The organism is Myxococcus eversor (assembly GCF_010894455.1).
Lineage (GTDB): Bacteria > Myxococcota > Myxococcia > Myxococcales > Myxococcaceae > Myxococcus > Myxococcus eversor.
Genome location: NZ_JAAIXY010000011.1, coordinates 202,200 through 226,871 on the forward strand (window position 1 = coordinate 202,200; position 24,672 = coordinate 226,871).

Sequence of the window (24,672 nt, forward strand, 5' to 3'; positions counted from 1 at the left end):
GCGACCGCTTGTTCTATGCATCGGCCAGGCGGCTCTACGTGCGGCCGGTGGCGACGCCGACGTCGCAGAGCTACACGGACCTTCAGGACAACGTCCGGCTGGTTGACGTGGACGGCGCCATGCTCGTGGCGGGAACGACGCGAGGCGTGCAGGTGGTGGCAGTGGGCACGTCGAGCCTGGTGGCGCAGGGCGAGGTGGTGCTGGGCACCGGGACGCGGGCACTGGCCGTGAGCCGTGGCCGGGCCTACGTCGCGGGTGATGACGAGGTGCTGCGCATCGTGGACGTGCGAGAGCCGTCCGCGCCGCGAGTGCTCGCCCAGGAGCCGTTGTCGGCGCGGGCGCTGCGCGTGTCGGGCGGCGTGCTGCTGGCGGCGACCGAGGCGGGGCTCGTGGTGAAGGACCTGGCTGGAGGGACGACTCCTTCGACCCTGGCCACCTTGCCCACGACGGGCGAGGTGGTGGGCCTGTCTCCGGCGCGAAGCGGCGTCGTCGTGGCGGCGGGGTCGGGTGGCGCGTCGCTGCTGGACCTCTCGACTCCGCCCAGGCCCACGCAGCAACTGCCAGTCTCCACGCCCAGGTCCGTGCGGCAGATTGAGCGCGTGGGCGGGGACACCTTCGTGCTCAACGGAGCGACGATGTCCGTGTTGTTGGATGCGAACCCCACGGGAGCCTTCGGCGCGGACACCACGCGTGGGCCGAGGTTGTCCACGGATGTCGGAAACGTGGAGCGGTTCCACGCGAGCGCCGGACGGCTGTGGACGGTGAACGCCGGAGTCGTCGCGACAGCCAGCCTGCCGGACGTGTTGTCCGTCAAGAAGCTGGACCTGCAGGGGCCGACGGTCGACATCGCGGGAGATGATCGCCGGGCCGTCATCGCGCGAGGCCCCGCGGGCCTCACGTGGGTGGAGCTGGACCGCTCGGGCGACATCCTGCGGCGCGAGAGCCTCGCGAGCGAGCCGGCGAACGCCGTGGCGTTGGGCGGTGAGAGGGTGCTCGCGGGCAATGACGCCGGGTTCCGGGTCTACGCGTTGAACAGCGGGGGCCTGGTGGCGCGGAGCGCGGTGCCGACCGAGCATCCCGTGCGGCGCATCCGGTTGACGGGACATCTGGCGCTGGTCACCACGTCGGATGACGTGCAGCTCTGGGATGTCGCGGCCACGACGCCGGCGCTGAAGGCCACGTTCGTTGCTCCGGACGCGAGGGACGCGGTGCTGGCGGGAGACCAGGTCGCCGTCGCGCAGGGCTTCACGGGTGTGACGGTGTTCGCGGCGCCTCAGGTGCTCGCCGCACCGACCGCGACGTTGCTGCTCTCCGCCTCGCCGCTCGTGATGCGGCCTGGAACGCTGGTGCCGTTCGAGGCGCGGGTGTCGGGTGCCCGCGTGGACGACGCGGTGCTGCTCGTGGACGGGATGCCCTTCGCGCACCTCGAGCCGGGAGCCGTCGCGGGTCAGTGGTGGGTGCCCAAGACGGCGCTGCCGGGCTCGGAGCTGCGGCTCCAGGTGCGTGCCCGCGCGGTCGGTGGCGGGGAAGGGCAGTCCGAGGAGCGTGTCATCCGCGTCGCGGCTCCGCCCGAGCAGGAGGACCTGGCAGTGTGGGTGTATGAGCCGTCCTGGTGGGACGCCGAGTTCACCGTGGGGGAGGCGATTCCTGTCGGCGCGTCGGTGTGGGGCGGCACCCCGCCCTACACGGTGACAGCGAGCCTGGGCGATGTGTTCCTGGGCGTGCTGACGCCGAGGGTGGGGCAGACAGGGGACTACTCCGGCTCGGTCCGACTCCCCGCTCACCTGATGGACCATCAGGTGCTCTACGTCGATGTGATCGACTCGCTGGGCAAGGCGAAGCGCGAGCTGGTGGACGTCTATGTGAATGGTTCGTCGAGCCCTCCCACGGACCTTCGGGGAATGCCGCTTCGCCTGTTCGCGAGTCCGGCGAAGAACGTCCTGGAGCTGTCAGCGAAGGATGACGGGCCGTCGACCCTGCGGCTGTATGTCGATGGCGAGGTCGTCGCGAGCAACGTCACCTCGGATGGATGGGGACGCAATGCGCTCGACTACACGTTGGACCTCTCCGCGAAGCAGGTGGGCGACGCGGTGACGCTGCAGGTCACCGTCGAAGACACGTTGGGACTGCGGCTGGACTCGGGAGTCAAGCGCTTCACGCTCCTGGAGCCCACCGCCATTCCGACCATCGAGGAAATCTGGACGTCCTACTCCGCCGTCGAGGGGACCGAGATTCCCGTCGAGGTCTCCGCGGAGGACGTCGATGGAGACCTGGACACGGTGAGTGCCTGGGTCATCTACGGCGCGACGTACGTGAGCCCCACGCGAATCGAGGGCGGAGGCACCGAGGAGTTCCTCGCCAGCAGCGAGGACGGGGTGCTGGATACCTCCTTCGTCCTGCCGCTCCTCGTGGATCCTCGCCTGGAGGGCAAGGACACCGTGGTGGTGATGGCGCTCGCCATCGACCTGATGGGGCATCAGGTGCGGCGCTACGAGGAGGTGCGGATCGACGAGAATGGAGCGCCCACGGTCTACTTCAGCGCGGTCTCGTGGCCGTGGAACATGGAGCTGCCCGCCGGGTATCCCTTCTCGTACGAGATCCAGGCGTCGGATGACGTGGGCATGGCGACGTTGTCGGTGGCCGCGACGCTCCCGAACGGACAGGTCGTGTCCGCCTCCAACCCCGCCTGCGCGGGGGCTTGGTCCTGCACGCTCACGATGCCCCTCCTTGCCCCCACCGCGGGCCTGCTCAGACTGGAGGCGGTTGCCACCGACGTTCGCGGCAGGAGCGTCACGCAGGCGCATGAGAGACAGGTCGGTGCGAACCGGGCGCCCTGGTTCTCGCTGTCCTCTCAACGAAGCTATGCCGTCGTGGGGAAGCTGGCCACGGTGGATGCGACGTTCTACGACGAGGGGCAACTCGACTCGCTGGAGCTGCTCGCGGGGAGCACGGTCCTGGCGAGCAGGCAGGCCATCCCGGTGCGTCCGGACCAGGGATACAACCTGACTGGCTCGTTCACGCCGCTGGTCGAGGGACCGGTGGTATTCACCGCGACCGCGGTCGACATGTTCAACGTGTCGGCCACCTCCGCGCCGTTGTCGCTGCCCGTGTATGCGGCGACCGCGGGCTCGGCCTGTGAGAGCGCGATTGAGATACCGCCAGGCGTCGACTTCAGGCCGGTGAGTCATGCGCAAGCGGAGCCGTTCCATACGCCTTGTCCTCAACCGTCGGAGACTCCTGCTGGCTCATGGCATTCGCTGCCATTCGATGGTCCCGTCGAAAGCCTCGTGCTGGTGGCGACGGGGGGGTGGTACAACCTGCCGTTCCATACCTACATTCAGGACATGACCGGGGTTGATGGCTGCACGCCTGTCCCGGAGGACTTCGCGTGTCGGACGAGCGGCTCGCCTTCCTGGCTTGAGACGGGCCCCTTGTCGAAGGATGCGAAGATCTTCGTGGCGAGGCTGGAGAGCACCCGCCATGGAGTCATGCTGGCGAGTGCGCGTCTGGGGGCTGGCGCGAAGTGCACGCCGGGTGATTCGAACTTCAAGTGTGGCCACGGCGTGTGTGGCGAGGAGGAGGGGGAGCAGGCGCCGGATGGCTCACCGGTGTTCCGATGCCAGGTGAGTCAGTGCAGTGACGGCAAGAGCAACGGCGATGAAGACATCCTCGTGGACTACCCGAGCGATCCGGGCTGCGAGTCTCCGGATGGCGAAACCGAGATGGACCCTCCAACGGCTCCCGCCTGCTCGGACGACGAGGACGACGACGGGGATGGGCTCGTGGACTGGCCCGAGGATCCGGGCTGTGGCAGTGCCGCGGGCGACTCCGAGGAAGGCGATGGTGAGAGCTGCGAGTCGCCCATCGACCTGACACAAGAGGCCAGTGTCGGTCTGGACCAGAGGGCCCTGCTTTCGCTCGACTTCGATGGGGCGGAGGATGACCATCGCCTGACCTGCTCGACGGAGAACCAGGTGGACCGGGTTGTCGGCATTCGCATGCCGGGGCCTGGCTTTCTCATGGTGGGGGCGGAGACGCAGCTCAGCGGGCTGTCCCTGCGCGATGCCTGCGCCGCCGACCACCGGGCCAGCACGTGCGACGTGGAGCCGGAGCCGTCGTCGGGGGTCTATACGAGCAGGTCCGTGGGCGAGGGCTCAATCGTCTACGCCGTCGCGGAAGGGACAGGGACGGCCCAGCTCCGGGTGCACGGCATCCTCGCTGTGGATGCGGGGTGTGATCCGTTGCAGCCCTGGTTCCGGTGCTCCGAGCATCAGCTCTGTCGCCCGAAGGACCTGGAAGGCGGAGAGGTGTCCAATACGAAGTTCCAGTGCCGCACGCCTCGCTGTGATGACGGGATGGATTCGGACGGCGATGGGAAGGATGACTTCCCCGACGACCCCGGCTGTTCCGATCCGTTGGACGACATCGAGGAGGACCCCATCCTGGCGCCTGCCTGCGGCGACCAGCTGGACAGCGAGCCCGTGGGCCAGCGGGACGGACTGATCGACTTCTCCCAGGACTTGTCGGGCGACCCGTCGTGTCTGAGCGCGGCGGATGACGACGAGGTGGCTTGCGGAGAGGTGCTGCCGACTCAGGGCCTGCCGCTGACGCCGATGGTCATCCAGGGGACGCCCCGGGTCTCGGATGTCGCCGCGTCGGCTGGGTGTAATGACTCGCGCTATGTCCAGGCACGGGCCTATGACTTCGTGGCGCCCATCGCGGGGACGTATCGGTTCCGGGTGGACAGTGACATCAATGACGCCCGCACCTACCTGTCGCTGCGCGAGGAGTCATGCAAAGGCGAGCTTCTCACCTCATGCAGGTCCCGGAACAATCCGGGCGGCGCGATGGGAGTCGCGACCCTCGCGGCCCACGAGCGAGTGGTGGTGGTCGTCGAGGCCACGAACGCGGTCGACTTCACGCTGACGGTGGAGTTGCCGTTCGCGTGCGGCAACGGGCGGGATGACGACGGGGATGGGCGTGTCGACTACCCCGACGAGCCGGGGTGTGACTCGCGCCAGGATGAAACCGAGGAGGACCCGCCGGTGTTGCCCGTGTGCTCCGACGACGTGGACAACGACGGCGACGGGCTGGAGGACTATCCGTTGGACCCGGACTGCCAATCGGCTTCGGGGACAACGGAGCGCGCCAACTGCCAGGGCGTCGAGGGCGTCCATCTGACGGACGCGCTCCCCGTCTGGACGGCGGCGAACACGTCAGGCGTCAGCCACATCAATCACCAGGAAGAGGCCTGTTACTACCCGTCGGACGCACCCGAGAAGGTGTTCTTCTGGGTGGCACCCGCCACGGGAAGGTATGTGATTGATACGGAGGGCTCCAGCATCGGTACGGTGGTCGCGGTGTACCCGCGCTCGTGTGAGCCCGTGGCGGTCCTGGCCTGCGACGGCAGGAGCCGGTACGACGGGACGACGGAAGTCCGTGTCCCGTTGACGGCCCAGCAGGCCATCACCATCGTCGTGGATGGTTACAGCGACACGGATGTCGGCAGCATCCGCCTCAGCATCCGTCCAGAGTAGGCGGAGTGCATGGCCCCGCTCCAGTCACGCAGCGGGGCGCGGTGAACACGCGCAGGTATCGGTGCCGCGCGCCGCGGTGCCGTACGTCGACTCCAGGGTCGCGGTGCGCGTGCCGTGGCCGTGCGCCGTCAGGCTCTGCGCTCCAACGGGCAACACGAGCGTGCCCACGAAGGTGTCCGTCGTCGCGGAGTACGACAGGGCTTGAGAGACATTGGCTGGCTGCACCGTGATGACCAGACTGTCGAGCTGCTGGGCAGTCAGGCCGCTGACAGACAATCGCATCTCACCAGCGGGGTCCGGCTGGGTCGGCTCTTCGAGGCCGCCTGAACAGGCCATCCACAGCGAGGCCAGACTGCACATGACGACGTTCCATGACTTCGACATGGAGATCTCCTGGGCTTGGGTCGCGGGTGAGGGGAAAAGCCTGGCTGTGCCCGAAAACCCGGCACAGTGATGCCGGGACGACCCCGGATGGACCCCCTGGTGTGGGTCGTGCTGGACCAGGGCGATGGAACGAGCGGTCGGGCCTGGGCGTCTGCTGGGGGCTTGGGCGAAGCTCTTCGCCCACACCCTCCTTCCGGAGAATTGAATGGGACTCGCCGAACGCAAGGCCGCGAAGCAGTTCGAGGAAACGCTCTACCCGAAGCTGAAGAAGGACCTGGAGGCCGCGGCGCGCTTCGAGGTGCCCGTGGAGGTCGACTGGGCCAGCCTCACGGCGGAGGGGTATGCGGAGCTGTACGCGGAGGCGTGGCCCCAGGTCTATTTCACCCCGCTCATCGGCGCGTTGGAGGCCCTGGGGCAGGACGACCTGGGTCGTGAGTTCCTGCGAGGCGCGCTCAAGCGCATCGTCATCCGCAACACGTCGAGCAACTCCTCGGCCTCCAGCATCGCGACGTTCCAGGACGGGGTGCTCACGTTGGACCATGAGCCGGTCACCAACGTGGACCAGGTGGATGACCGGAAGGAGTCCATCCGGAAGACGCTCGAGGCCGCCCCGGAGCTGCCGAATCCGTACACGGGGGACTCGCTCCGTTCGTTCCTGGAGGCGGACGCCAAGGGCGTGGACGCCGTGCTCTACGCCCTGCTGCGCATCACCGCGCGGGAGCGGGCGGGGATTCCGCTGTTCCTGCCCCGCGCGACGCTGTCGCTGCGCAGTGGTCGGGCCATCACTGGAATCGTCCGGGAGATGCTGGAGGACCGTCGTGAGGGTCGCGCCATCCTCCTTCAGACCCCCCGGGAGGGCGGCTACTCGCAGGAGGATGTGTCCATCATCCCCGCAGGGACCATCGAGTCCGTCACCATCCATGATGTGGTGTGGTTCGGTGAGCTGAGGCGAGATTCCGTGCCCGTCCCGTCGCTGCTGGATCTTCGCCGCCAGCTCATCGCGCTGGAGGCCCGTCTGCGCGCCGTGACGGATGCTCCGTTGGAGGTGACGCTGGCTCCCGGGGTCAATCCCGCGAGCGCGGAGGAGCTGCGCGCGCTGGGCTTCCTCGCCGAGCGCGTCCGCGAGGTGGTGGCGTCCCTCGCCAAGGACGAGATTGGTCGCACCGCGCTGCGCGAGAAGGTGAAGCGCATCCAGTTGCGCACGGACGCCCAGGCCTCCGTCACCGTCGCGAATGGGACGCTGGAGCTGGCCTCGGGTCTTCGCCCGGTGACCTGGCAGACGCGTCAGGAGCTGGAACTGGCGCTCCAGAAGGCGCTGTAAGGCCCTCCGAAGCGCGAGGATGAGGCATGCTGGTGGCCATTTCCCTTGAGGGACCATGGCCACACTGTCTGCTGTGCTCGTGACGTCGATGGGGGTTCTGTTGGGGGCCGGGGCAGGAGTTGTCGAAGGCGCCACGGCAGATGCGGCTCGAGTCGAACGCCAGGAGGCGGTTCCGCTCTGCACGGCGGCCTATGTGATTGACTATTACAACAGTCAGACCTACGTCGACCGGGTCGGAGAGGATTTCTGTGATTGTGGCCTTCCCCTGATGCGCTGGGGGCGGGTCACTCCCCATGGTCTTGTGTTGTATTGGGAACCCTGCGAAACCGGAGCCGAGCGCTCGGCATCCATGGGGGAGTGATCGGAGGTGGGGGGCGAACCACCCAGCCCGGCGTATGGCGGGAGGAGTCCGATTGTCCTGTTCCGCGCAATCGTGCGACTTCTCTCAGATGGACGGCGCCTGACCGCTCCCTGGCCCATGAGGTGGGCGAGGGGGCGGTCCCTCCGGTTCGGCTTCGTGTCCGTCGGACGGAGGCCCGTTATCCTCCAGGCGTCAGAGCGGTCTTGGACGGGCATGTCCCATCGGGGCTTCGCTCTCGTTGCGCGCGTCATGGCACCTGCTATAAACCGGCCCAGCGCGAAGGGCCCCGCCGATGGGGGCGCCCTTCATCTGAAATGATGAGTGGTTCCGCAGACTTGGTCGTACGACCTCGTAGCTCAGTTGGATAGAGCGGCGGTTTCCTAAACCGCAGGCCACAGGTTCGATTCCTGTCGGGGTCATCGCAGAACCCCCTGAAGTTACAGGGGAATTTGGCGGGCAGGCTGGGTGGGGTGCAGCAGGCGGCACGGGCGTGGCGCCCACATGGCGTATGCGTGGAGCCACACTTCGTCGCCCCGCGCTCTCCCCCTGCAGATGCCCCGTCCAGGCCGTCGATACCTGTCGAGTAGCGGGCATCGAGCCGTCCCGCGACGGTACATGCCGAGACGTCCACACGCCTCGGCACGCTGTACCGTTGGTCGTCACGGACGCTGAGACAGCAACCAAAGCGCGCCACGCCAGTCCATCACCCACAACAAATCTCACCCTGCCTCAGCAATGCGTAAGAGCCATGGGGGACTGTATGTGATTAATGGCACGGCAGGGTGGCGGCCAACCTCTATTCGGCACTACTCAACACTCACTGTTCGCGCAGTTCACTATTCATTCCTTGCGGCGAGGACCCGAGTGCTTCGATTCGCGCGGCGCGAGGCTGCCCTGGGCCCCTCGTCCCGTCGTCTTCACGGGCTGGCTGTCCATCACGCCTGCACTGGGCTGCGCGTCGCGTCCCAGGCGGTGATGTGCTCGTAGCAGTACACGTCCAGGAGCGCGACAGGGGCGTTGTTGGCGCTGTTGTTGTCAATCATGATTCGAAAGACAGCCTCACCCGCACTTGAGCCCCAGTAGGAGCCCCGCACACTGCCTGGGTGCCGTGGACGCGCCTTGGCGCTGCGGGGGAGGCAAATCCCGACGGTGTTCTGGATGATGAGGCAATGGGAACCCTGACGTTTGACAACGAATTCGAGGCGCTCTGGCGCAGCGCTGTTACCGTGGCAAGGTCGGTGGCCGCGCGCGAACGCCCGCGGCCCCGTCGATGTCTCTCCTCCAACGAGAATCGAGGCACGGGTATGGATACGACACGGACGCCTTTCCGGGCATGGGTCGTTTGTCTGGGATTGATCGCGAGCATCGCTTGTGGCGCTGCTCCAGAGCCAGGAAGCGCGCAGGGAGGGCAGGGCGCCTCCACGAAGGCGCTGGTCTCTCCTCACAACCGGATCGCCGCGAACGTGGCGCATTCGTTGGCCATCCGGCCGGATGGAACGGTCTGGGCCGCTGGTGCCAACACGAATGGTGAGCTGGGGGATGGCACCCAGCTTCAGCGCGTCACTCCCGTGCGGGCCTCGGGCTTGACGGACGTGGTCTCGGTGGCCGCGGGCCACTCCTTCTCCATCGCGCTTCGTGCCGATGGCACTGTGTGGTCCTGGGGAAACAACACCTACGGTCAGCTCGGGACTGGCGGAACCACCGCGCGCCTGGTCCCAGGCCCGGTGCCGGGACTCACCAACGTGGTGTCTGTTGCCGCCGGCGCGAGCCATGTTCTCGCGGTCCGCGCGGATGGCTCGGTGTGGTCCTGGGGCGACAACTCGTTCGGCAACCTGGGTACGGGTACGACGATCTCCCGTTCCTCCCCAGGCCTGGTTCTGGGGCTCGCCAACGGCGCCATCGTGGCGGCGGCGGGAGCGCACTCCGTGCTGCTGCGCACGGACGGGACGCTCGCGGCCTGGGGGCGGAACTCCGATGGCCAGTTGGGGGACGGAACCCAGGTGGACCGCGCTTCTCCCGTGACGGTGCCCTCGTTGTCGAACGTGGTGGCCCTCTCCGCGGGCCCGTCCCACACGCTGGCGGTGCGCTCGGATGGGTTCGTCTGGGCCTGGGGCTCCAATTCGCAGGGGGCCCTGGGGTTGGGGACCTCGATGCCGTACCAGAGCTCCGTGCCGGTGAGGCTCTCCTGGCCGGACCAGCTCGTGTCCGTTTCGGCGGGCTCGCAGTTCTCTTTCTCTGTGCGCGCGGACGGGACGCTGTGGGCCTGGGGTGACAACCAGTGGGGCCAACTGGGTGATGACAGCCGCCAGTATCGTCTGGCGCCGGTGGCCGTCCAAGGCATGACGGGCGTCGTGGCCGCTGTCGCGGGGGGGCAGCACTCGCTCGCGGTGCGCTCGGATGGGACGCTGTGGGCCTGGGGCTCCGCCTTGAGCGCCGCCCGAGGCGACGGCACGGAGTCCAGGCGCGCGGCGCCCTCGCCCGTGCCGGGGCTGACGGATGTGACGAAGGTGGTCGCGGGAGACCTCCACGCGTTGGCGCTGCGCGCGGATGGCAGTGTCTGGGCCTGGGGCGCCAATCGGAACGGTCAGTTGGGGGACTTCAGCCGCTCCAACCGCGCGTCGCCCGTCCCCGTGCTGGGGCTGACGGACGTGCGGTCCATCGCCGCCGGGGCCTTCCACTCGGTGGCGGTCCTCTGGAATGGCTCGGTGCTGACGTGGGGCGCGAACACCGTGGGCCAGTTGGGAGACGCGACGTTGGTGGACCGCGACCTGCCCATCCTGGTCGGAGGGGTGGACAACGTGGTGGCGGTGGCAGCCGGCTCCGCCCACACGCTCGCTCTTCGTGGGCCTGGGGCGACAATGATTTCGGGCAGCTCGCGGATGGCACGCAGACCTCACGCGCGCTGGCCACGCAGTCACCTGGCTGGAGCGGTGGAGGCCAACTGGCCGTCGGGAGCTACCATGGCGCGGCGGCTCGCTCCGACGGCTCGGTGTTCGCATGGGGCATGAACAGCTCCTCCGGTGTGCTGGGGTCACTTGCTCCGCCAGGCGCCATCTCCCCACTCCCCGTCACGGTGATGGAGCCCGGGGGGTTGGTCGTCTTCACCGCCGCCTCCGTGGCCGCCGGCGATGCATTCACCCTGGCGGTGCGCGTGAATGGCTCGGTCTGGGGGTGGGGCTCCAACTCCGACGGCCAGCTCGGCAGCGGACGCCCCGTGTTCCTCACAGTCCCCATGCGCTCGCAGCTCCTGCCGTAGGCCATGAAGCACCCGTCGCGCGGGCTGCGGGTTGCCTGCTCGACCGCTTCGTTCCTGGGGGTGGCGTTGGCTCCCGGGAACAAAGTCGTTCCGCATTCTGTCGATATGTACGAACGTACACATGAAGGACTTCTTCTCCATGTCGCTCTCGTACGAGCCCTCGACCCAGGCAGCCCCCCTTGGCGACCCGCCGGAATGACCCGGACCGACGCGACCGCATCATTGACGCCGCGCTCGCCGTCATCGCGGAGGGTGGGGTGGCCGGAACGTCACACCGCCGGGTCGCCGACCGTGCAGGGGTGCCGCTGGGGTCGATGACCTACCACTTCACCAGCATGGAGGAGCTCCTGCACGAGGCCTTCACCCGCTTCGCCGAGCGCATCAGCGAGCGCTTCGCGGCGCGACTCTCGGGCGTGACTCATCGCGGCCAGCTCGCCTCGGCCATCGTCGACCTGGTGCACTCGGACCTCGTGGAGGGGCCCGATGACCTGGTGCTCACGCTGGAGCTCTACACCCTCGCCGCCCGGAAGCCCTCCTTCCGGCAGATCACCCACGACTGGATGCGCCGCAGCCGCGACGTGCTCGAACAACACGTCGACGCGAAGACCGCCCACAAACTCGATGCCTTGATTGAGGGGCTGTTCATCCACGTCAGCCTCGATGCCACACCGCATGGCCGCGACGTCACGCGCGACGCCGTGCTCCGATTCCTCCCATCCTAGAGCCGCCTCACCATGATCTCCCCCCTCCGGCCCCCGGTGCCCCGTGAGCACCGAGCCGCCCGCGCCGCCGTGGCGGTGTTGTTCCTCACCAACGGCGCCATCCTCGCCAACCTGTTGCCGCGCTATCCGCAAATCAAATCCGACCTGGGGCTCAGCAATGCCCAGTATGGACTCGCTGTCGCGTCCTTCCCGTTCGGCGCCCTGATGGCGGGACTGGCCGCTGGAGCGCTCATCCGCCGCTTCCGCTCGTCCCGGGTCGCCGTGGCCGGAACCGTGCTCACGGGACTGGGAATGTTGTTCGCCGGCATCGCGCCTTCGTGGGCGGTGCTCGCGGGGACGCTCTTCCTCGCGGGCAGCATGGATGCCATCACCGACGTGGCGCAGAACTCCCATGGCCTGCGGGTGCAGCGGCTCCATGGTCGCTCCATCCTCAATTCCTTTCACGCCATCTGGAGCATCGGCGCCGTCCTGGGGGGACTCATGGGCGGGCTCGCCGCGGGACTCAACGTGCCACGCGGTCTCCATCTGGGCTTCTCCGCGCTTCTCTTCTCCGCCGTGTCGCTCACCGCCTTGCGCTTCCTGCTCCCCGGCCCCGAGCCCACTGCCTCCAACGACTCACCCGAGTCCGCGACTCAAGACGAAGGCGCCCAGACACGGCGTGTATCGTCGGGTCGAATCCGTCTGGGATTGACGGTCGCCGCGCTGGTCATGATTGCCCTGGGCGGGGCGCTCGTCGAAGACGCAGGGATGACCTGGGCGGCTGTCTATCTTTCCGGAACGCTGGGCGCGGGTGTCACCGTGGCTTCGTTCGGATACGTGGCGCTCGTGGGCGCGCAGTTCGTGGGTCGCATGCTCGGCGACCGGCTCGTCGACAGGTTCGGACAGCGTGCCGTGGCTCGGGCAGGAGGGGCGCTCACGGCGCTGGGCATGGGCGCGGCGCTGCTCTTCCCCTCGGTGCCCGCCACCATCTCTGGGTTCGCGCTCGCGGGCTTCGGCGTCTCGACGCTGGTCCCCGCCGCCATGCACGGCGCCGACGAGCTGCCCGGGTTGCGTCCGGGCACGGGCCTGACGCTCGTGAGCTGGTTGATGCGCCTGGGCTTCCTCCTGTCGCCGCCCATCGTCGGCCTCGTCGCCGACGCGGTGGGCCTGCGGGTGGGGTTGCTCGTGGTGCCGCTCGCGGGCGTGCTCGTGCTGGCCTTGTCCAGAGTGCTGTCGGCGAACCGCGTGTCGGACAGACGCACCGGCTGAGCCGTCACGCCCCGTGGCCTGAGGTGGGGTGCGGCGACACCCGGAGGCCCCTCGACGACCGGAGTTGCGGGCTGGGTTCGTATACAGCTCGGACCGTATTCCGGAGGCGTCTTGAGCCAGCTGGGTGGGATGAGAGGGGCCGCCGCGCTCCTGGGGCTGTTCATGGGAGTGGCGTGCAGCTCGCCCAAGGCCGAGGACCCCGCGCTGGCGTCCCAGGAGGCGCGGGTCCTGACGACCTCGCCCGCCTTCCTCCGGACGGGCTTCACGCAGACGGTCCTCTCGGACGGGCGAGTCCTCCTCGCAGGCGGCACCGCCCAGGGTGCCCCCAGTGATTTCCGGACCTGTGAGCTGTACACCCCAGGCGCCTCCACGGTCTGGAGCACCACGGGAAGTCTGGTGTCCGCTCGTCACGAGCATGCCGCCACGCGCCTGTCGGATGGTCGCGTCCTGGTCTCCGGCGGCATCACCCCTGGTGGGAATGGGAAGAGCGCCGAACTCTATGACCCGACCACGGGCCTCTGGACCGCCACGGGCGCGCTCCAGGTCGCCCGGGCCCGTCACACGCAGACGCTCCTTCCCAACGGCAAGGTGCTGGTGGTGGGCGGCGACAACCCCGATTCCACCCAGGGGCTCGCGTCCGCGGAGCTCTTCGACCCGGCCACCGGAACGTGGACCCTGGCGGCCGCTCCCACCCACCCCTATTCGGGCCACACGGCCACGTTGCTCAAGCAAGGGGACGTGCTCGTGCTCGGCAATCGCATCCAGCACGAGCGGTACAACCCCACGACCAACGCCTGGTCGTCCGTGGGGAACAGCAACAACGTGCTGGCCTCCGGCCACTCCGCGACGGTGCTGACGAAGACCGTCCCTGGGCTGGTCCTGGTGGTGGGACCGCGCTGGGTCAACGACGTGGCGGGACAGGTGGCCTCCCTCTATGACCCGGTGACGAACACCTGGTCCGCCTCGGGGAGTGTTCCCGTCGTGCGCACGGGCCACGCCGCCGTCGAGCTGAGCAATGGCACCGTGCTCGTGGTCGGCGGCATGAATCCAGCCACGGGCGCTCCCGTGACGTCCGCGGCGCGGTTCGACATCGGCACCAACGGGTGGACGACGATGCCAGCGCTCGTGCGGGCGCGCAGGGACTTCAAGGTGTCACTCGTCGGCAACGCGCCCGACCAGGTGCTCATCAACGGTGGATGGACTCGCGACCTGTCCGGAGCGACCTGGACCCGTCAGCCCAGCGAGCTGTACTCGACGGGATGCGTTCCGCAGACGACGTGCCCGGCGATAGGAGGGCAGTGCGGCAATCCCTCGGATGGCTGTGGGGGGACGCTCGATTGCGGCACCTGTTCCACGGGTTACATCTGCAACTCCCAGTTCATGTGCGAGTCCACCTGTCAGCCCAATCCGGCCACCTGTCTCGGCCTCTGTGGCTGTGTCTCCAACGGCTGTGGAGAGATCATGAACTGTGGCTCTTGTGCCGATGCCGGCGCCGCGTGTCCCTCGGGGCAGCAGCGTTGCTGTGACGGCAACTGTGGGACGAAGGCCGAGTGCCTGATCATGGCGTGCGCCTCGACTTCCTCGCAGGTGTACAATCCCGAGCCGCCTTGCAACGGAGAGTCAATGTAATGGACCGGGCACCGTGCCCCTCGCCGTGGCCCTGGATTCGGAGGCGGGCACGCAAGTACAACCGGGGGATGCGGGCACGTCGCTCGCCGCCCAGGGACACATGCTCGCCAACCTCCACAACGCCGACATTCCCCAGCCCGTGCTCGACGTCATCGCCCGGCTGCGCGAGCTGGGCCACGCCGTGTACCTGGTGGGCGGCTGCGTCCGGGACATGGTGCGCGACGTCCCCCCGAAGGACTTCGACGTCGCCACCAGCGCGCTCCCGGAGGAGGTCCAGCGCGCGTTCCGCAAGGTCATCCCCACGGGCATCCAGCACGGCACCGTCACCGTCGTGCAGGGCGGCACCCACGTCGAGGTGACGACGTTCCGCTCGGAAGGGGACTACCTCGACGGCCGCCGCCCCAGCTCCGTCGCCTTCGAGCGCGACATCGTCAAGGACCTGTCCCGCCGCGACTTCACCATCAACGCGATGGCCTACAACCCGTTGGACCGCGACCTCGTGGACCCCTTCGGCGGCCAGACGGACCTCCAGGCCCAGCTCATCAAGTGCGTGGGCTCGGCCCTGGAGCGCTTCTCCGAGGACGGCTTGCGCCCCATGCGCGCGGTCCGCTTCGCCGCCGTGCTCGGCTTCACCCTGGACCCGGACACTCGCGACGCCATCCCCGCCACGCTCGGGGTGTTCCGCAAGGTCGCCCTGGAGCGCGTGCGCGAGGAGCTGACCAAGCTGCTGCTCTCCCCGCGCGCCGAGGGAGGGCTCGTGTTGCTCAAGGACACCGGGTTGATGGACGTGTTCCTCCCCGAAGTCGCCCAGGCCACCCCAGACGCCGCCCGCCTCGCGCGCGCCGCCGTGCAGGCCGCGCCAGCGGAAATCGAGCCGCGCATGGCCGCGCTGCTCGCGGACCTTGTCGACCGCACCCAGGCCCGGGAAATCGGCCTGCGACTCAAGTTCCCCAACAAGGTCGCGGACCTCGTCGCCCTGCTGGTGGAGACCGCGAAGCTGGAGGAGCGCGTCTCGGACACGGACGCCGCGCTGCGCCGGCTCCTGGCCCGCGTGGGGCCGCCCCAGCTTCCCCAACTCGTCGCCGTGGCGAGGGCCCGAGTCCAGGTCCGCGCTCCAGAGCGGGTGGCGGAGGTGGAACGCCTGTTCGCGCGGCTGGAGGCCCTGGCCGCCGCGAAGCCGCCCCTGGTGCCCAAGGACCTGGCGCTCACGGGGGGCGACATCATGGCCACCCTCGCCGTCGGCCCGTCGCCCATCGTCGGGGAGGCGACACGCTTCCTCATGGACTCGGTGCTCGACGAACCGGCCCTGAACACCGCCGAGGGCCTCAAGCAGCGGCTCCTGGCCTGGCGGGCGGCGCGCTCGGGGGCCTGAGCCCGACTGGTGGGCTGCCCTCCCACCGGGCTTCCACCGAGCTTCCGCCGAACTCTGGGGCGAGCTCTGGGGTCGGGTTTGGGGAGATCCCCGCGTCCTCCCGCGTGCGCCCGGAAGCCGGGGCGTGTAGGAAGGGGCACCATGCGAGTCGTCGTTGCGATGAGCGGCGGGGTGGATTCCTCGGCCGCTGCCGCCCTGCTCAAGGAGCAGGGCCATGAGGTCATTGGCATCACCCTGCGCGTCTGGTCCTACGAGGGCAAGGCGAAGTGCGGGAGCTGCTGCAGTCCGGACGACATCGATGACGCGCGCGCCGTCGCCCAGTCGTTGGGGATTCCGTTCTACGTCGCCAACGCGGAGGAGATCTTCCAGGACCGCGTCGTCAATCCCTTCGTCCAGTCCTACCTCGGCGGGCGCACGCCCATCCCCTGCGTGGCCTGCAACCGCGACGTGAAGTTCAACTTCCTCCTCAAGCGCGCCCGGGCGCTCGGGGCGCGGCTTGCGACAGGCCACTACGCGCGCGTGGAGGAGACGGACGGCCGCTACGTCCTGCGCCGCGCCGTCGACGCCGCGAAGGACCAGAGCTACTTCCTCTTCACGCTCGGCCAGGACGAGTTGCGCGACATCGTCTTCCCCGTCGGCGACATGACCAAGGCGGAGGTCCGCGCCGTCGCCGAGCGCCACGGCCTGGTCACCAGCCACAAGCCGGAGAGCATGGAGATCTGCTTCGTGCCGGACGGCGACTACGCGGGCTTCGTGGAGAAGGTCGCCGGCCCCCAGCCCTCGGGCGAGGTCGTCGACACGGAGGGGCACGTGCTCGGCACCCACCAGGGCATCCACCGCTACACGGTGGGGCAGCGCAAGGGGCTCAACCTGGGCGGCGGAGAGGTGCGCTACGTCCAGCGGCTGGAGCCGGAGACCCACCGCGTCGTCGTGGGCAGCGCCGAGCAGACGGGGCGGGATCGCTTCGGTCTGCTCCAGCCCCACTGGGTGGACGCGCCGCCGTCCCCGGAGACGCCGGTGGAGGTCCGCATCCGGCACCGCCACGCGGGGGCCTCGGGGCGTGTGGAGATCTCCCCCCATGGTCTCGTTTCGGTGAAGTTGGATGCCCCCGCGCGCGCCGTCACCCCAGGACAGGCCGCGGTGGTCTACGCTCGGGATCAGGTGCTGGGTGGTGGTTGGATCGTCTGAGCTCGAGTCGGCTTGAGGAAGGAAGCAGGACATGGCGCGGCGCCTCATGGGATGTCTGCTCGTCGTCGCTACGGCCAGCCTGCTTTCCGCCTGCAAGCAGCACTCGGACAAGCCCATCGCCGGGTTGCTCGCGGCGGGAGCCCCGGTGCTTCGCACGCAGGGCAAGGAGCAGCGCACCGTCGCCGTCGGCGCCCAGCTCACCGGGGACGTGGTGCTCACCGCCACCGGCCCCGCCGTGCTGGAGTACTTCGGCGGGGGCCTGAGGTTCCTGGAGAAGGGTGACACGCTGGAGGTCGGCGACGCGGACGAGGCGAAGCTGCACGGCTCCAACCTCCCGTCCCACCGCTGGGTGGAGGGCGCCGTGCAGGAGGCGCCCCGCGCGCTGCGAATCGTGGCCGCCCGTTACACCAACGTGCAGATGACGCCCAAGAGCGCGCACGAGGACGCGTACTCGTCCACCCAGTACTTCGTCGCCTTCTTCACGCCCAACGGCCTGCAGCGGATGGGCTCCGACACCGAGCACGAGGGGCCTCACACGCCGCTGCCCGCACCGCCGTTCCGTCCCAAGGTCCCCTTCATCCATGCGGGTGACCTGGGGGAGGGGGAGCTGGTGGCGGTGGTGGATGATGGCTTCGTCGTGGCGGAGACAGATGACCTGGCCACCGCGGTGCTCCTGGAGGGCCGCGAGGTGCCCCTGGGGCGCACCGTCCGCCTGCTGGTGCCGGATGGCGCGGAGGTCATCCTCAAGAGCAAGGATGGCTCCGAGGTGGAAGTCGAAGGCCCCGTGGACCTGCGCCTGCGCTGAGGTGGGGGCTCTCCCCCGGTTTGTCCTCGCGGGTGCGCCTTCTGTAGAGTCCACCGTCCCTCGGCGGAGGTGTCCCATGACGAGGAGTGAGCTCATCGAGCGCATCGCGGCGCGTGCACCCCACGTCCCGCGGCGGGAGTTGGAGGCCATTGTCCATGCGGTCTTCGACTGCATGTCGGAGGCGCTCGTGGCTGGAAAGCGCATCGAGCTGCGAGGCTTCGGCGTCTTCTCCCTGCGCACGCGTCGCGCCCGGACGGGGCGCAACCCGAAGACGGGGCAGCGCGTCTCCGTGCCGGAGCGCCGCACGCTCAGCTTCGCCGCTGGCAAGGAGCTGCGCGCGCGGCTCAATGCCCCCGAACCTCGACAGGAAGAAGCCGCGGGGGCCGTGCTTCCCTCGGTGGCGCTCGCCTCGGCGGTGCTGCCGGTGACGTCCGCGGCGCGGTGACGGCGCGTCCCTTGAGGCCGCCTTCCGTGAATTTGACCGGGTGGGGGGTGGGGCGTACCTTCCCCTCGACGCCGACGCTACAGGCCGCAACACGGACTCGTGTGGCCCGCTCTGTCCGCGCGCGAGGATCCCTGAGTCATGCGAGACGCCCACCGGATGAAGGAGAAGTTCGACGTCTCTCTCGACAACCGGCAGATCGTGAGCCTGTTGATCGCCGGCATCGTCGTGCTCGGCGCCGTCTTCGTGCTGGGTGTCGTGGTGGGCAAGAAGCTCGCCGGTGACGTGCAGACGGCCAGCGCGCCCGACCTGCTCTCCGCGCTGGATGCCAATGCCCAGGCGCTCCAGGAAGTGCGGCAGAAGGACTCCGCGCTCACCTTCCAGGACGAGCTGACGCGCAAGGCCAGCGCGGAGCCCGTCGCCGTGGCCCAGAAGCCCGCGCCCGCGAAGCCCGCCCCCGCCGAGAAGCCCGCGCCCAAGCCGCCCGAGCCCGTCAAGACGGCCGCGATGGCTCCGACGCCGGACCCGGACACCGGCGAGCTGCCTCCGGAGGAGCCCTCCGAGGAGCCCCAGGCCGTCGCTGTCGCCGAGACGCCCAAGCCCGCCGAGGAGAAGCCCGCGCCCGTCGCGGAGAAGCCCGCCGCCGAGAAGCCCGCGCCCGTCGCGACCAAGCCCGCACAGGTGTCGGGGAAGGTGGAGACGGCGGCCGTGGCCACTCGGACGACGCAGAAGGAGGGGGGCAGCGGGATGAAGGAGGCCCTGGCCCGCGCCGCGCAGTTGCCGGACCCGGCGGTGAAGGGTGGGGCGTTCACGCTCCAGCTGTCGGCCTTCCAGGACAAGCAGGAGGCCGACCGGTTCATGGCCCGGTTGCGTGATAGGGGTTATGCCCCGTATATCGTCACGGCGGAGGTGGCTGGCAAGGGCACCTGGTACCGCGTGCGCATGGGCACCTTCGCCTCGAAGGACGCTGCGACGCGGTATCTGTCAGACTTCAAGCGTGAGACCCAGCTCGACGCGTTCGTGGCCGGCACGAACTGAGAGCGGGCGAGGAAGACGGGAAGCACCATGACGACGACTAGGCGGGTGGAGAAGCCCTGGGGCCACGAGCTCATCTGGGCCCACACCGAGCGCTACGTGGGCAAGCTGCTGCACGTGAAGCAGGGCCACAAGCTCAGCCTGCAGTACCACAACCAGAAGGACGAGACGATCCACGTCCAGAGCGGCAAGCTGCTCTTCATCGTCGACGAGGGCAACGGCCTCATCGAGAAGGAGATGAACCCGGGGGAGAGCTACCACATCAAGCCCCTCACCAAGCACCGCATGGTCGCCCTCACCGACTGCGACATCCTCGAGGTCAGCACCCCCGAGCTGGATGACGTCGTGCGGTTGGAGGACTCCTACGGTCGCACCGGCACCAGCAAGGCGTAGTCGCTGCGCCGTGCAGGCGCGGCTCGCTCCTCAGTCGCGGGCCGCGTTGTTGGGATTGCGGGTCCACTTGTCGACGGTGCCATCACCGTCCAGGTCCTCGCCGATGCGGTCCACATGGCCCGCCTCCCAGTACTCCCAGTAGTCCACGCGCCCGTCCGCGTTGGTGTCGCGCTCCTTGCGGACGAGGACGCCGCGCTCGTAGAAGGTGACGCTGTCGGTGCGGCCATCGCCGTCGAAGTCCCGCTCGCGGCGCGTGTTGGCCCCCTTCTCGTAGAAGTAGGTGGCGTCCACCTTGCCGTCGTAGTCCAGGTCCATCACCTCGCGCATCAGCGCGCCGACGTCGTCGAAGGAGCGCGTCAGGTCCACGCGGCCGTCCCAGTTCAGGTCCAGCTCCTGGCGCACCTTGCGGAAGCGCTCCTCGCCGTTCGCGCCCGCGTCCGCCACCGTGTAGGTCCACACGTCCGGCTTTCCGTCGCCGTTCACGTCCAGTTGGGTGACGTGTTCGTCGCGCGAGCGCTCCGGCTGGATGGACTCGGCCGAGCCGGACGAGGTGGGTGAGGACCTACCCGTGGCTCCGGTGCCGCGCTCCGAGGACTTGTCCCTGGCGCAACCCGTGAGCAGTCCGGAAGTCATCAACCCGAGGAAAATCCAGCGCTTGCAGCGGATCATTCGGTGCTCCCGGGACGCAGGGGCCTCTGCGCCGAGTCGTGTGCACGAGATGCTTTCGCGCGCCACGTCATTCCATATATTTTCACATATCGCCATGGCCCGAAAGAAGATCAGCACCACCATCTACATCACCCCGGAGCAGAACGAGCTCCTCAAGGCGCTGAACCAGAAGACGAAGGTGCCCGTGGCCGAGTACATCCGCCAGGGCATCGACCTGGTCCTGGAGAAGTACAAAGCGCAGCTGCCGGGGCAGGCGACCTTCGACGAGATTTGAGAGAGAGACGAGGCGCGACGTGAAGAGCATGCAGGGCAAGCGAGTGGTGGTACTGGGCGGCGCGGGCTTCGTGGGCTCGCACCTGTGCGAGCGCCTTCTGGATGACGGAGCGGCCGCCGTGACGGCCGTGGACAACCTCATCACCGGCAACGAGGAGAACATCCGCACGCTGCAAGGGCGGCCGGGCTTCGGGTACGTGAAGGCGGATATCATCGACGGCATCCCCGTGAAGGAGCCGTTCGACTACATGTTCAACATGGCGTCGCCCGCGTCGCCCATCGACTACGCGAACCTCCCGCTGGAAACGCTGCGCGTGGGCTCCATCGGCACGGAGAACGGGCTGAAGCTGGCGGAGGCGAACAAGGCCGTCTTCCTGATGGCGTCCACCTCCGAGGTGTATGGCGATCCGCTGGTGCACCCGCAGCGCGAGGACTACTGGGGCAACGTCAATCCCATTGGCCCGCGTTCGGTGTACGACGAGGCCAAGCGCTACGCGGAGGCGGTGACGGCGGCCTACGGGCGCAAGGGCGTGCAGGTCCGCATCGTTCGCATCTTCAACACCTATGGCCCGCGCATGCGCCTCAACGACGGCCGCGTGGTTCCGGCCTTCGTGGGGCAGGCGCTCAAGGGCGAGGACTTCACCGTCTTCGGCGATGGCAGCCAGACGCGCTCGTTCTGTTACGTGAAGGACCTGGTGGACGGCCTCATCCGGCTCGCGCTGTCGGACGAGCCCCACCCGGTCAACATCGGCAATCCCCGGGAGATGACCATCCGTCAGTTCGCGGAGGCCGTGCGCACGGCGGCGGGCGGCGGCGGGAGCATCATCGAGAAGCCCCTGCCCAAGGATGATCCCAAGCAGCGTCAACCAGACATCACCCGCGCCCGCACGTTGCTCGGCTGGGAGCCCAAGGTGCCGCTGGAAGAGGGTCTGCGGGAGACCATCGCGTGGTTCCGCGAGGTTGCCGTGAGGCGATCCGCGTCATAGGTTGCCGCCGCGAGATTCTGGAATCAAAGACAGTTTGGCCACGGCCGGGTGGCGGGGAGACGGAAGCGTGAAAGTCCTGGTGACGGGTGGAGCGGGCTTCATCGGCTCGCACGTGTGCGACGAGTTCCTGAAGGCGGGACACGAGGTCATCGCGTTGGATGACCTGTCGGGTGGCAAGAAGGAGAACCTGGACCCGCGCGTCCGGCTGGCCGTGCATGACATCCGCAGCCGCGAGGCCGCGGAGCTCATCAAGTCGGAGAAGCCCCAGGTGCTCTGTCACCTGGCGGCGCAGATGGACGTGCGGCGCAGCGTGGATGATCCGGGCTTCGACGCGGACGTGAACATCCGCGGCATGCTCAACGTGTTGGAGGCCGCGCGCGTCTCCGGCGTGAAGAAGGTCATCTTCAGCTCCACCGGCGGCGCCATCTACGGCGAGCAGGACGTGTTCCCCGCGACCGAGTCCCACGCGACGCGCCCGGTGTCCCCGTACGGCGTCTCCAAGGCGGCGGGGGAGCTGTACCTGGGCTACTACCGGGCCCAGTACGGCCTGCCGTATGTCGCCCTGCGCTACGCCAACGTGTACGGCCCGCGACAGAACCCGCACGGCGAAGCGGGGGTGGTGGCCATCTTCTGCCAGCGCCTGCTCTCCGGGCAGGGCGCCACCATCTTCGGCGAGGGCAAGCAGACCCGCGACTTCGTCTTCGGGCCCGACGTGGCCCGGGCGAACCGGCTGGCCTTCGAGAAGGACTACGTGGGCGCCATCAACATCGGCACCGGCGTGGAGACCGACATCAACCGCCTCTACGCGCTGCTGGCCGAGGCCGCGGGTTCCACGGCCGCCGTGGCCCACGCGCCCGGCAAGCCCGGCGAGCAGCTGCGTTCGTGCATCGACAACTCGCTCGCGAAGAAGGTGCTCGGCTGGGAGCCGACCGCCGACCTGCGCGAGGGGGCTCGCCGCACCATCGCCTACTTCCGCGAGAAGGCCGAGCCGGTCCGCGTCCACGGCTGAGGCCGGCCGACGGGAAGCAGGGCAGGGGAGTCCGGGAGCAAGTCGCCTCTCCCGGGCGGGGCCTCGTGTCCTGTCGTCCCCAGGTGGCCGGGCGTCCGTTCAGGGGAACACGGTGGTGGGGGAACAATCGGGCGCCCCTGACGGGTTGCTCGTCTGGCGGGCGTTCGCGCGTAGATTTTCGCGCGGTTCGATGTTAGGCACGCCCGCTTCTTCCGACGAGCGCCACGAACATGCCGGCTGAAAACGCGCACATCCGCAACTTCTGCATCATCGCCCATATCGACCATGGAAAGTCGACGCTGGCTGATCGCCTCCTCGACAAGACGGGGACGCTGAGCAAGCGCGAGGCGCAGGCCCAGTTCCTCGACAACATGGACATCGAGCGCGAACGGGGCATCACCATCAAAGCCCAGTCCGTGCGGATGAACTACACCGCGAAGGACGGCAAGCAGTACGTCCTCAACCTCATCGACACGCCGGGGCACGTCGACTTCGCTTACGAAGTCAGCCGCAGCCTGGCCGCGTGCGAGGGCGCGCTGCTGGTGGTGGACGCGTCGCAGGGCGTGGAGGCGCAGACGCTGTCCAACGTCTACATGGCGTTGGATCACGACCTGGAGATCATCCCGGTCATCAACAAGATCGACCTGCCCAGCGCGGACGTCGACCGCACCCGCGCGGAGATTGAAGACGTCATCGGTATCGACGCCTCCGTGGCCGTGCCGGCTTCCGCGAAGGAAGGCATCGGCATCCACGAGATTCTCGAGGCCGTGGTCGCGCGAGTGCCGCCGCCGACGGGCTCGCCGGACGCGCCGCTCAAGGCCCTCATCTTCGACTCCTGGTACGACAACTACCGGGGCGTGGTGACGCTGGTGCGCGTGCTGGAAGGCACGCTCAAGCTCAAGCAGAAGATCAAGCTGTTCAGCAACAACAAGGTCTTCGAGGTCCAGGAGCTGGGTGTCTTCACCCCGTTCTCCCGCCCCGTGACGCAGCTCATGGCCGGCGAAGTGGGCGTCCTGGTCGCCAACATCAAGGAGCTGCTGGACGCGAAGGTCGGCGACACCGTCACGGAGGAGGCCCGTCCGACGCTGGAGCCGTTCCCGGGCTTCCAGGAAGTGAAGCCGATGGTGTTCTCCGGCATCTTCCCCATCGAGTCCGACCAGTACGAGAACCTGCGTGACGCGCTCGCGAAGCTGAAGCTCAACGACTCCGCCTTCACGTACGAGCCCGAGTCGTCCACGGCGCTCGGCTTCGGGTTCCGCTGCGGCTACCTGGGCCTGTTGCACATGGAGATCGTCCAGGAGCGCCTGGAGCGCGAGTACAACCTGAACCTCATCACCACCGCGCCCAGCGTGGTGTACCAGATCACGAGCGGCAAGGGTGACGTCCAGCTGGTGGACAACCCCGCCAAGCTGCCGCCGGTGCAGAACATCGCGAAGTTCGAGGAGCCCATCCTCACCTGTCACATCCACGTCCCCAACGACCACCTGGGCGCCATCCTGAAGCTGTGCCAGGACCGCCGCGGTGTGCAGAAGGACATGAAGTACCTGGGCAGCAGCGGGCAGCGCGTGCAGGTGACGTACGAGATGCCGATGGCCGAGGTGGTCTTCGACTTCTTCGACAAGCTCAAGAGCGTGTCGCGCGGTTACGCCAGCCTGGACTACGAGCTGACCGGCTACCAGGAGGCGGATCTGGCGCGCCTGGACATCCTCATCAACGGGGAGCCGGTGGACGCGCTGAGCGTCATCGTGCACCGCGAGCGCGCCTACCTGCGCGGTCGCGAGGTCTGCGCGAAGCTGAAGGAAGTCATCCCGAAGCAGATGTACGAAGTGGCCATCCAGGCGGCGATCGGCGCGAAGATCATCTCCCGTGAGACCATCTCCGCCATGCGCAAGAACGTGCTCGCCAAGTGCTACGGTGGTGACATCAGCCGCAAGCGCAAGCTCCTCGAGAAGCAGAAAGAGGGCAAGAAGCGCATGAAGCAGGTGGGTACGGTGGAGATTCCGCAGGAGGCCTTCCTCGCGGTCCTCAAGTCGGAGCAGTAG

At 68.3% G+C, this 24,672-nt stretch carries 20 protein-coding genes and 1 tRNA gene (1 of these 21 cut by a window edge); 19 read left to right on the forward strand and 2 right to left on the reverse strand.

The annotated features are described in order from the left end of the window. Positions 1 to 5,537: the 3' end of an IPT/TIG domain-containing protein gene (locus G4D83_RS46925; protein ID WP_163866950.1), read on the forward strand. The gene continues 26,590 nt to the left of window position 1, outside the view; only the last 5,537 of its 32,127 coding nucleotides appear in the window; its start codon lies off the left edge, out of view; the stop codon is at positions 5,535 to 5,537. A gap of 24 nt (positions 5,538 to 5,561) precedes the next feature. Here G4D83_RS46925 and G4D83_RS22965 read toward each other — a convergent pair whose 3' ends face one another. Beyond that, a complete protein-coding gene (locus tag G4D83_RS22965) occupies positions 5,562 to 5,921 on the reverse strand; it encodes a hypothetical protein (RefSeq protein WP_163866951.1) in 360 nt (119 codons plus the stop codon). Positions 5,922 to 6,126: 205 nt separating this feature from the next. On the opposite strand from G4D83_RS22965, the gene G4D83_RS45605 reads away from it, so the two are divergent. The 14 genes from G4D83_RS45605 (at position 6,127) to G4D83_RS23035 (ending at position 19,693) form a co-directional block, all read left to right on the forward strand. Further along, entirely contained in the window at positions 6,127 to 7,242 is a 1,116-nt protein-coding gene (locus G4D83_RS45605; RefSeq protein ID WP_176433795.1) for a hypothetical protein, read from the forward strand. A gap of 55 nt (positions 7,243 to 7,297) precedes the next feature. Next, complete coding sequence (locus G4D83_RS22975; RefSeq protein ID WP_163866952.1) at positions 7,298 to 7,603, forward strand: hypothetical protein; 306 nt, start codon at positions 7,298 to 7,300, stop codon at positions 7,601 to 7,603. 345 nt (positions 7,604 to 7,948) lie between these two features. Then, positions 7,949 to 8,022, forward strand: a tRNA-Arg gene (locus G4D83_RS22980). A gap of 1,044 nt (positions 8,023 to 9,066) precedes the next feature. After that, complete coding sequence (locus tag G4D83_RS22985) at positions 9,067 to 10,611, forward strand: RCC1 domain-containing protein (RefSeq protein ID WP_163866953.1); 1,545 nt, start codon at positions 9,067 to 9,069, stop codon at positions 10,609 to 10,611. After that, on the forward strand, positions 10,545 to 10,859 hold the full coding sequence (locus tag G4D83_RS22990; RefSeq protein WP_420826654.1) for an RCC1 domain-containing protein: 315 nt from the start codon (positions 10,545 to 10,547) through the stop codon (positions 10,857 to 10,859). Before G4D83_RS22985 ends, G4D83_RS22990 begins: the two co-directional genes overlap by 67 nt. 179 nt (positions 10,860 to 11,038) lie before the next feature. After that, positions 11,039 to 11,581, forward strand: coding sequence for a TetR/AcrR family transcriptional regulator (locus tag G4D83_RS22995; RefSeq protein WP_163866955.1), 543 nt, complete (start codon positions 11,039 to 11,041; stop codon positions 11,579 to 11,581). 12 nt (positions 11,582 to 11,593) lie between these two features. Further along, positions 11,594 to 12,829: an MFS transporter gene (locus tag G4D83_RS23000; protein ID WP_163866956.1), complete on the forward strand. Its 1,236-nt coding sequence runs from the start codon at positions 11,594 to 11,596 to the stop codon at positions 12,827 to 12,829. Positions 12,830 to 12,940: 111 nt separating this feature from the next. Further along, positions 12,941 to 14,458 (forward strand): Kelch repeat-containing protein, encoded by a 1,518-nt coding sequence (locus tag G4D83_RS23005; protein WP_163866957.1) that lies wholly within the window; start codon positions 12,941 to 12,943, stop codon positions 14,456 to 14,458. Positions 14,459 to 14,558: 100 nt separating this feature from the next. Beyond that, positions 14,559 to 15,830 (forward strand): CCA tRNA nucleotidyltransferase, encoded by a 1,272-nt coding sequence (locus G4D83_RS23010; RefSeq protein ID WP_163867078.1) that lies wholly within the window; start codon positions 14,559 to 14,561, stop codon positions 15,828 to 15,830. A gap of 141 nt (positions 15,831 to 15,971) precedes the next feature. Further along, positions 15,972 to 17,018, forward strand: coding sequence for a tRNA 2-thiouridine(34) synthase MnmA (gene mnmA / locus G4D83_RS23015; RefSeq protein WP_163866958.1), 1,047 nt, complete (start codon positions 15,972 to 15,974; stop codon positions 17,016 to 17,018). Positions 17,019 to 17,049: 31 nt separating this feature from the next. Further along, the gene (locus G4D83_RS23020; protein ID WP_163866959.1) at positions 17,050 to 17,823 is read left to right on the forward strand and encodes a hypothetical protein; all 774 of its coding nucleotides are present in this window, start codon (positions 17,050 to 17,052) and stop codon (positions 17,821 to 17,823) included. A 76-nt stretch (positions 17,824 to 17,899) separates the two neighbouring features. Next, positions 17,900 to 18,268 (forward strand): integration host factor subunit beta, encoded by a 369-nt coding sequence (locus G4D83_RS23025; protein ID WP_163866960.1) that lies wholly within the window; start codon positions 17,900 to 17,902, stop codon positions 18,266 to 18,268. A gap of 138 nt (positions 18,269 to 18,406) precedes the next feature. Then, on the forward strand, positions 18,407 to 19,303 hold the full coding sequence (locus G4D83_RS23030) for an SPOR domain-containing protein (RefSeq protein WP_163866961.1): 897 nt from the start codon (positions 18,407 to 18,409) through the stop codon (positions 19,301 to 19,303). 27 nt (positions 19,304 to 19,330) lie between these two features. Further along, positions 19,331 to 19,693, forward strand: a complete 363-nt coding sequence (locus G4D83_RS23035; protein ID WP_163866962.1) for a cupin domain-containing protein — start codon at positions 19,331 to 19,333, stop codon at positions 19,691 to 19,693. Between the two features lie 30 nt (positions 19,694 to 19,723). Here the strand turns inward: G4D83_RS23035 and G4D83_RS23040 are convergent, their stop codons facing one another. Continuing rightward, positions 19,724 to 20,362: a hypothetical protein gene (locus G4D83_RS23040; protein ID WP_163866963.1), complete on the reverse strand. Its 639-nt coding sequence runs from the start codon at positions 20,360 to 20,362 to the stop codon at positions 19,724 to 19,726. A 94-nt stretch (positions 20,363 to 20,456) separates the two neighbouring features. Between G4D83_RS23040 and G4D83_RS23045 the strand changes: the two genes are divergently transcribed. From G4D83_RS23045 to lepA, 4 genes are all read left to right on the forward strand, one after another. Beyond that, positions 20,457 to 20,636: a ribbon-helix-helix domain-containing protein gene (locus G4D83_RS23045; protein ID WP_044281109.1), complete on the forward strand. Its 180-nt coding sequence runs from the start codon at positions 20,457 to 20,459 to the stop codon at positions 20,634 to 20,636. Positions 20,637 to 20,664: 28 nt separating this feature from the next. Next, positions 20,665 to 21,621, forward strand: coding sequence for a UDP-glucuronic acid decarboxylase family protein (locus G4D83_RS23050; protein ID WP_163867079.1), 957 nt, complete (start codon positions 20,665 to 20,667; stop codon positions 21,619 to 21,621). A gap of 67 nt (positions 21,622 to 21,688) precedes the next feature. Beyond that, the gene (locus G4D83_RS23055) at positions 21,689 to 22,630 is read left to right on the forward strand and encodes an NAD-dependent epimerase/dehydratase family protein (protein ID WP_163866964.1); all 942 of its coding nucleotides are present in this window, start codon (positions 21,689 to 21,691) and stop codon (positions 22,628 to 22,630) included. Positions 22,631 to 22,860: 230 nt separating this feature from the next. Continuing rightward, positions 22,861 to 24,672: a translation elongation factor 4 gene (gene lepA / locus G4D83_RS23060; protein WP_163866965.1), complete on the forward strand. Its 1,812-nt coding sequence runs from the start codon at positions 22,861 to 22,863 to the stop codon at positions 24,670 to 24,672.

Bases quoted from the DNA above. Each gene is read 5' to 3' on its own strand.
- G4D83_RS23045 (WP_044281109.1), top strand. From the start codon at position 20,457: ATGGCCCGAAAGAAGATCAGCACCACCATCTACATCACCCCGGAGCAG.
- G4D83_RS23010 (WP_163867078.1), top strand. From the start codon at position 14,559: ATGCTCGCCAACCTCCACAACGCCGACATTCCCCAGCCCGTGCTCGAC.
- G4D83_RS22975 (WP_163866952.1), top strand. From the start codon at position 7,298: ATGGCCACACTGTCTGCTGTGCTCGTGACGTCGATGGGGGTTCTGTTG.
- G4D83_RS23050 (WP_163867079.1), top strand. From the start codon at position 20,665: ATGCAGGGCAAGCGAGTGGTGGTACTGGGCGGCGCGGGCTTCGTGGGC.
- G4D83_RS23030 (WP_163866961.1), top strand. From the start codon at position 18,407: ATGCGAGACGCCCACCGGATGAAGGAGAAGTTCGACGTCTCTCTCGAC.
- G4D83_RS22965 (WP_163866951.1), bottom strand. From the start codon at position 5,921: ATGTCGAAGTCATGGAACGTCGTCATGTGCAGTCTGGCCTCGCTGTGG.
- G4D83_RS45605 (WP_176433795.1), top strand. From the start codon at position 6,127: ATGGGACTCGCCGAACGCAAGGCCGCGAAGCAGTTCGAGGAAACGCTC.
- G4D83_RS23020 (WP_163866959.1), top strand. From the start codon at position 17,050: ATGGCGCGGCGCCTCATGGGATGTCTGCTCGTCGTCGCTACGGCCAGC.
- mnmA (WP_163866958.1), top strand. From the start codon at position 15,972: ATGCGAGTCGTCGTTGCGATGAGCGGCGGGGTGGATTCCTCGGCCGCT.
- G4D83_RS23035 (WP_163866962.1), top strand. From the start codon at position 19,331: ATGACGACGACTAGGCGGGTGGAGAAGCCCTGGGGCCACGAGCTCATC.
- G4D83_RS23025 (WP_163866960.1), top strand. From the start codon at position 17,900: ATGACGAGGAGTGAGCTCATCGAGCGCATCGCGGCGCGTGCACCCCAC.
- G4D83_RS23040 (WP_163866963.1), bottom strand. From the start codon at position 20,362: ATGATCCGCTGCAAGCGCTGGATTTTCCTCGGGTTGATGACTTCCGGA.
- G4D83_RS23000 (WP_163866956.1), top strand. From the start codon at position 11,594: ATGATCTCCCCCCTCCGGCCCCCGGTGCCCCGTGAGCACCGAGCCGCC.
- lepA (WP_163866965.1), top strand. From the start codon at position 22,861: ATGCCGGCTGAAAACGCGCACATCCGCAACTTCTGCATCATCGCCCAT.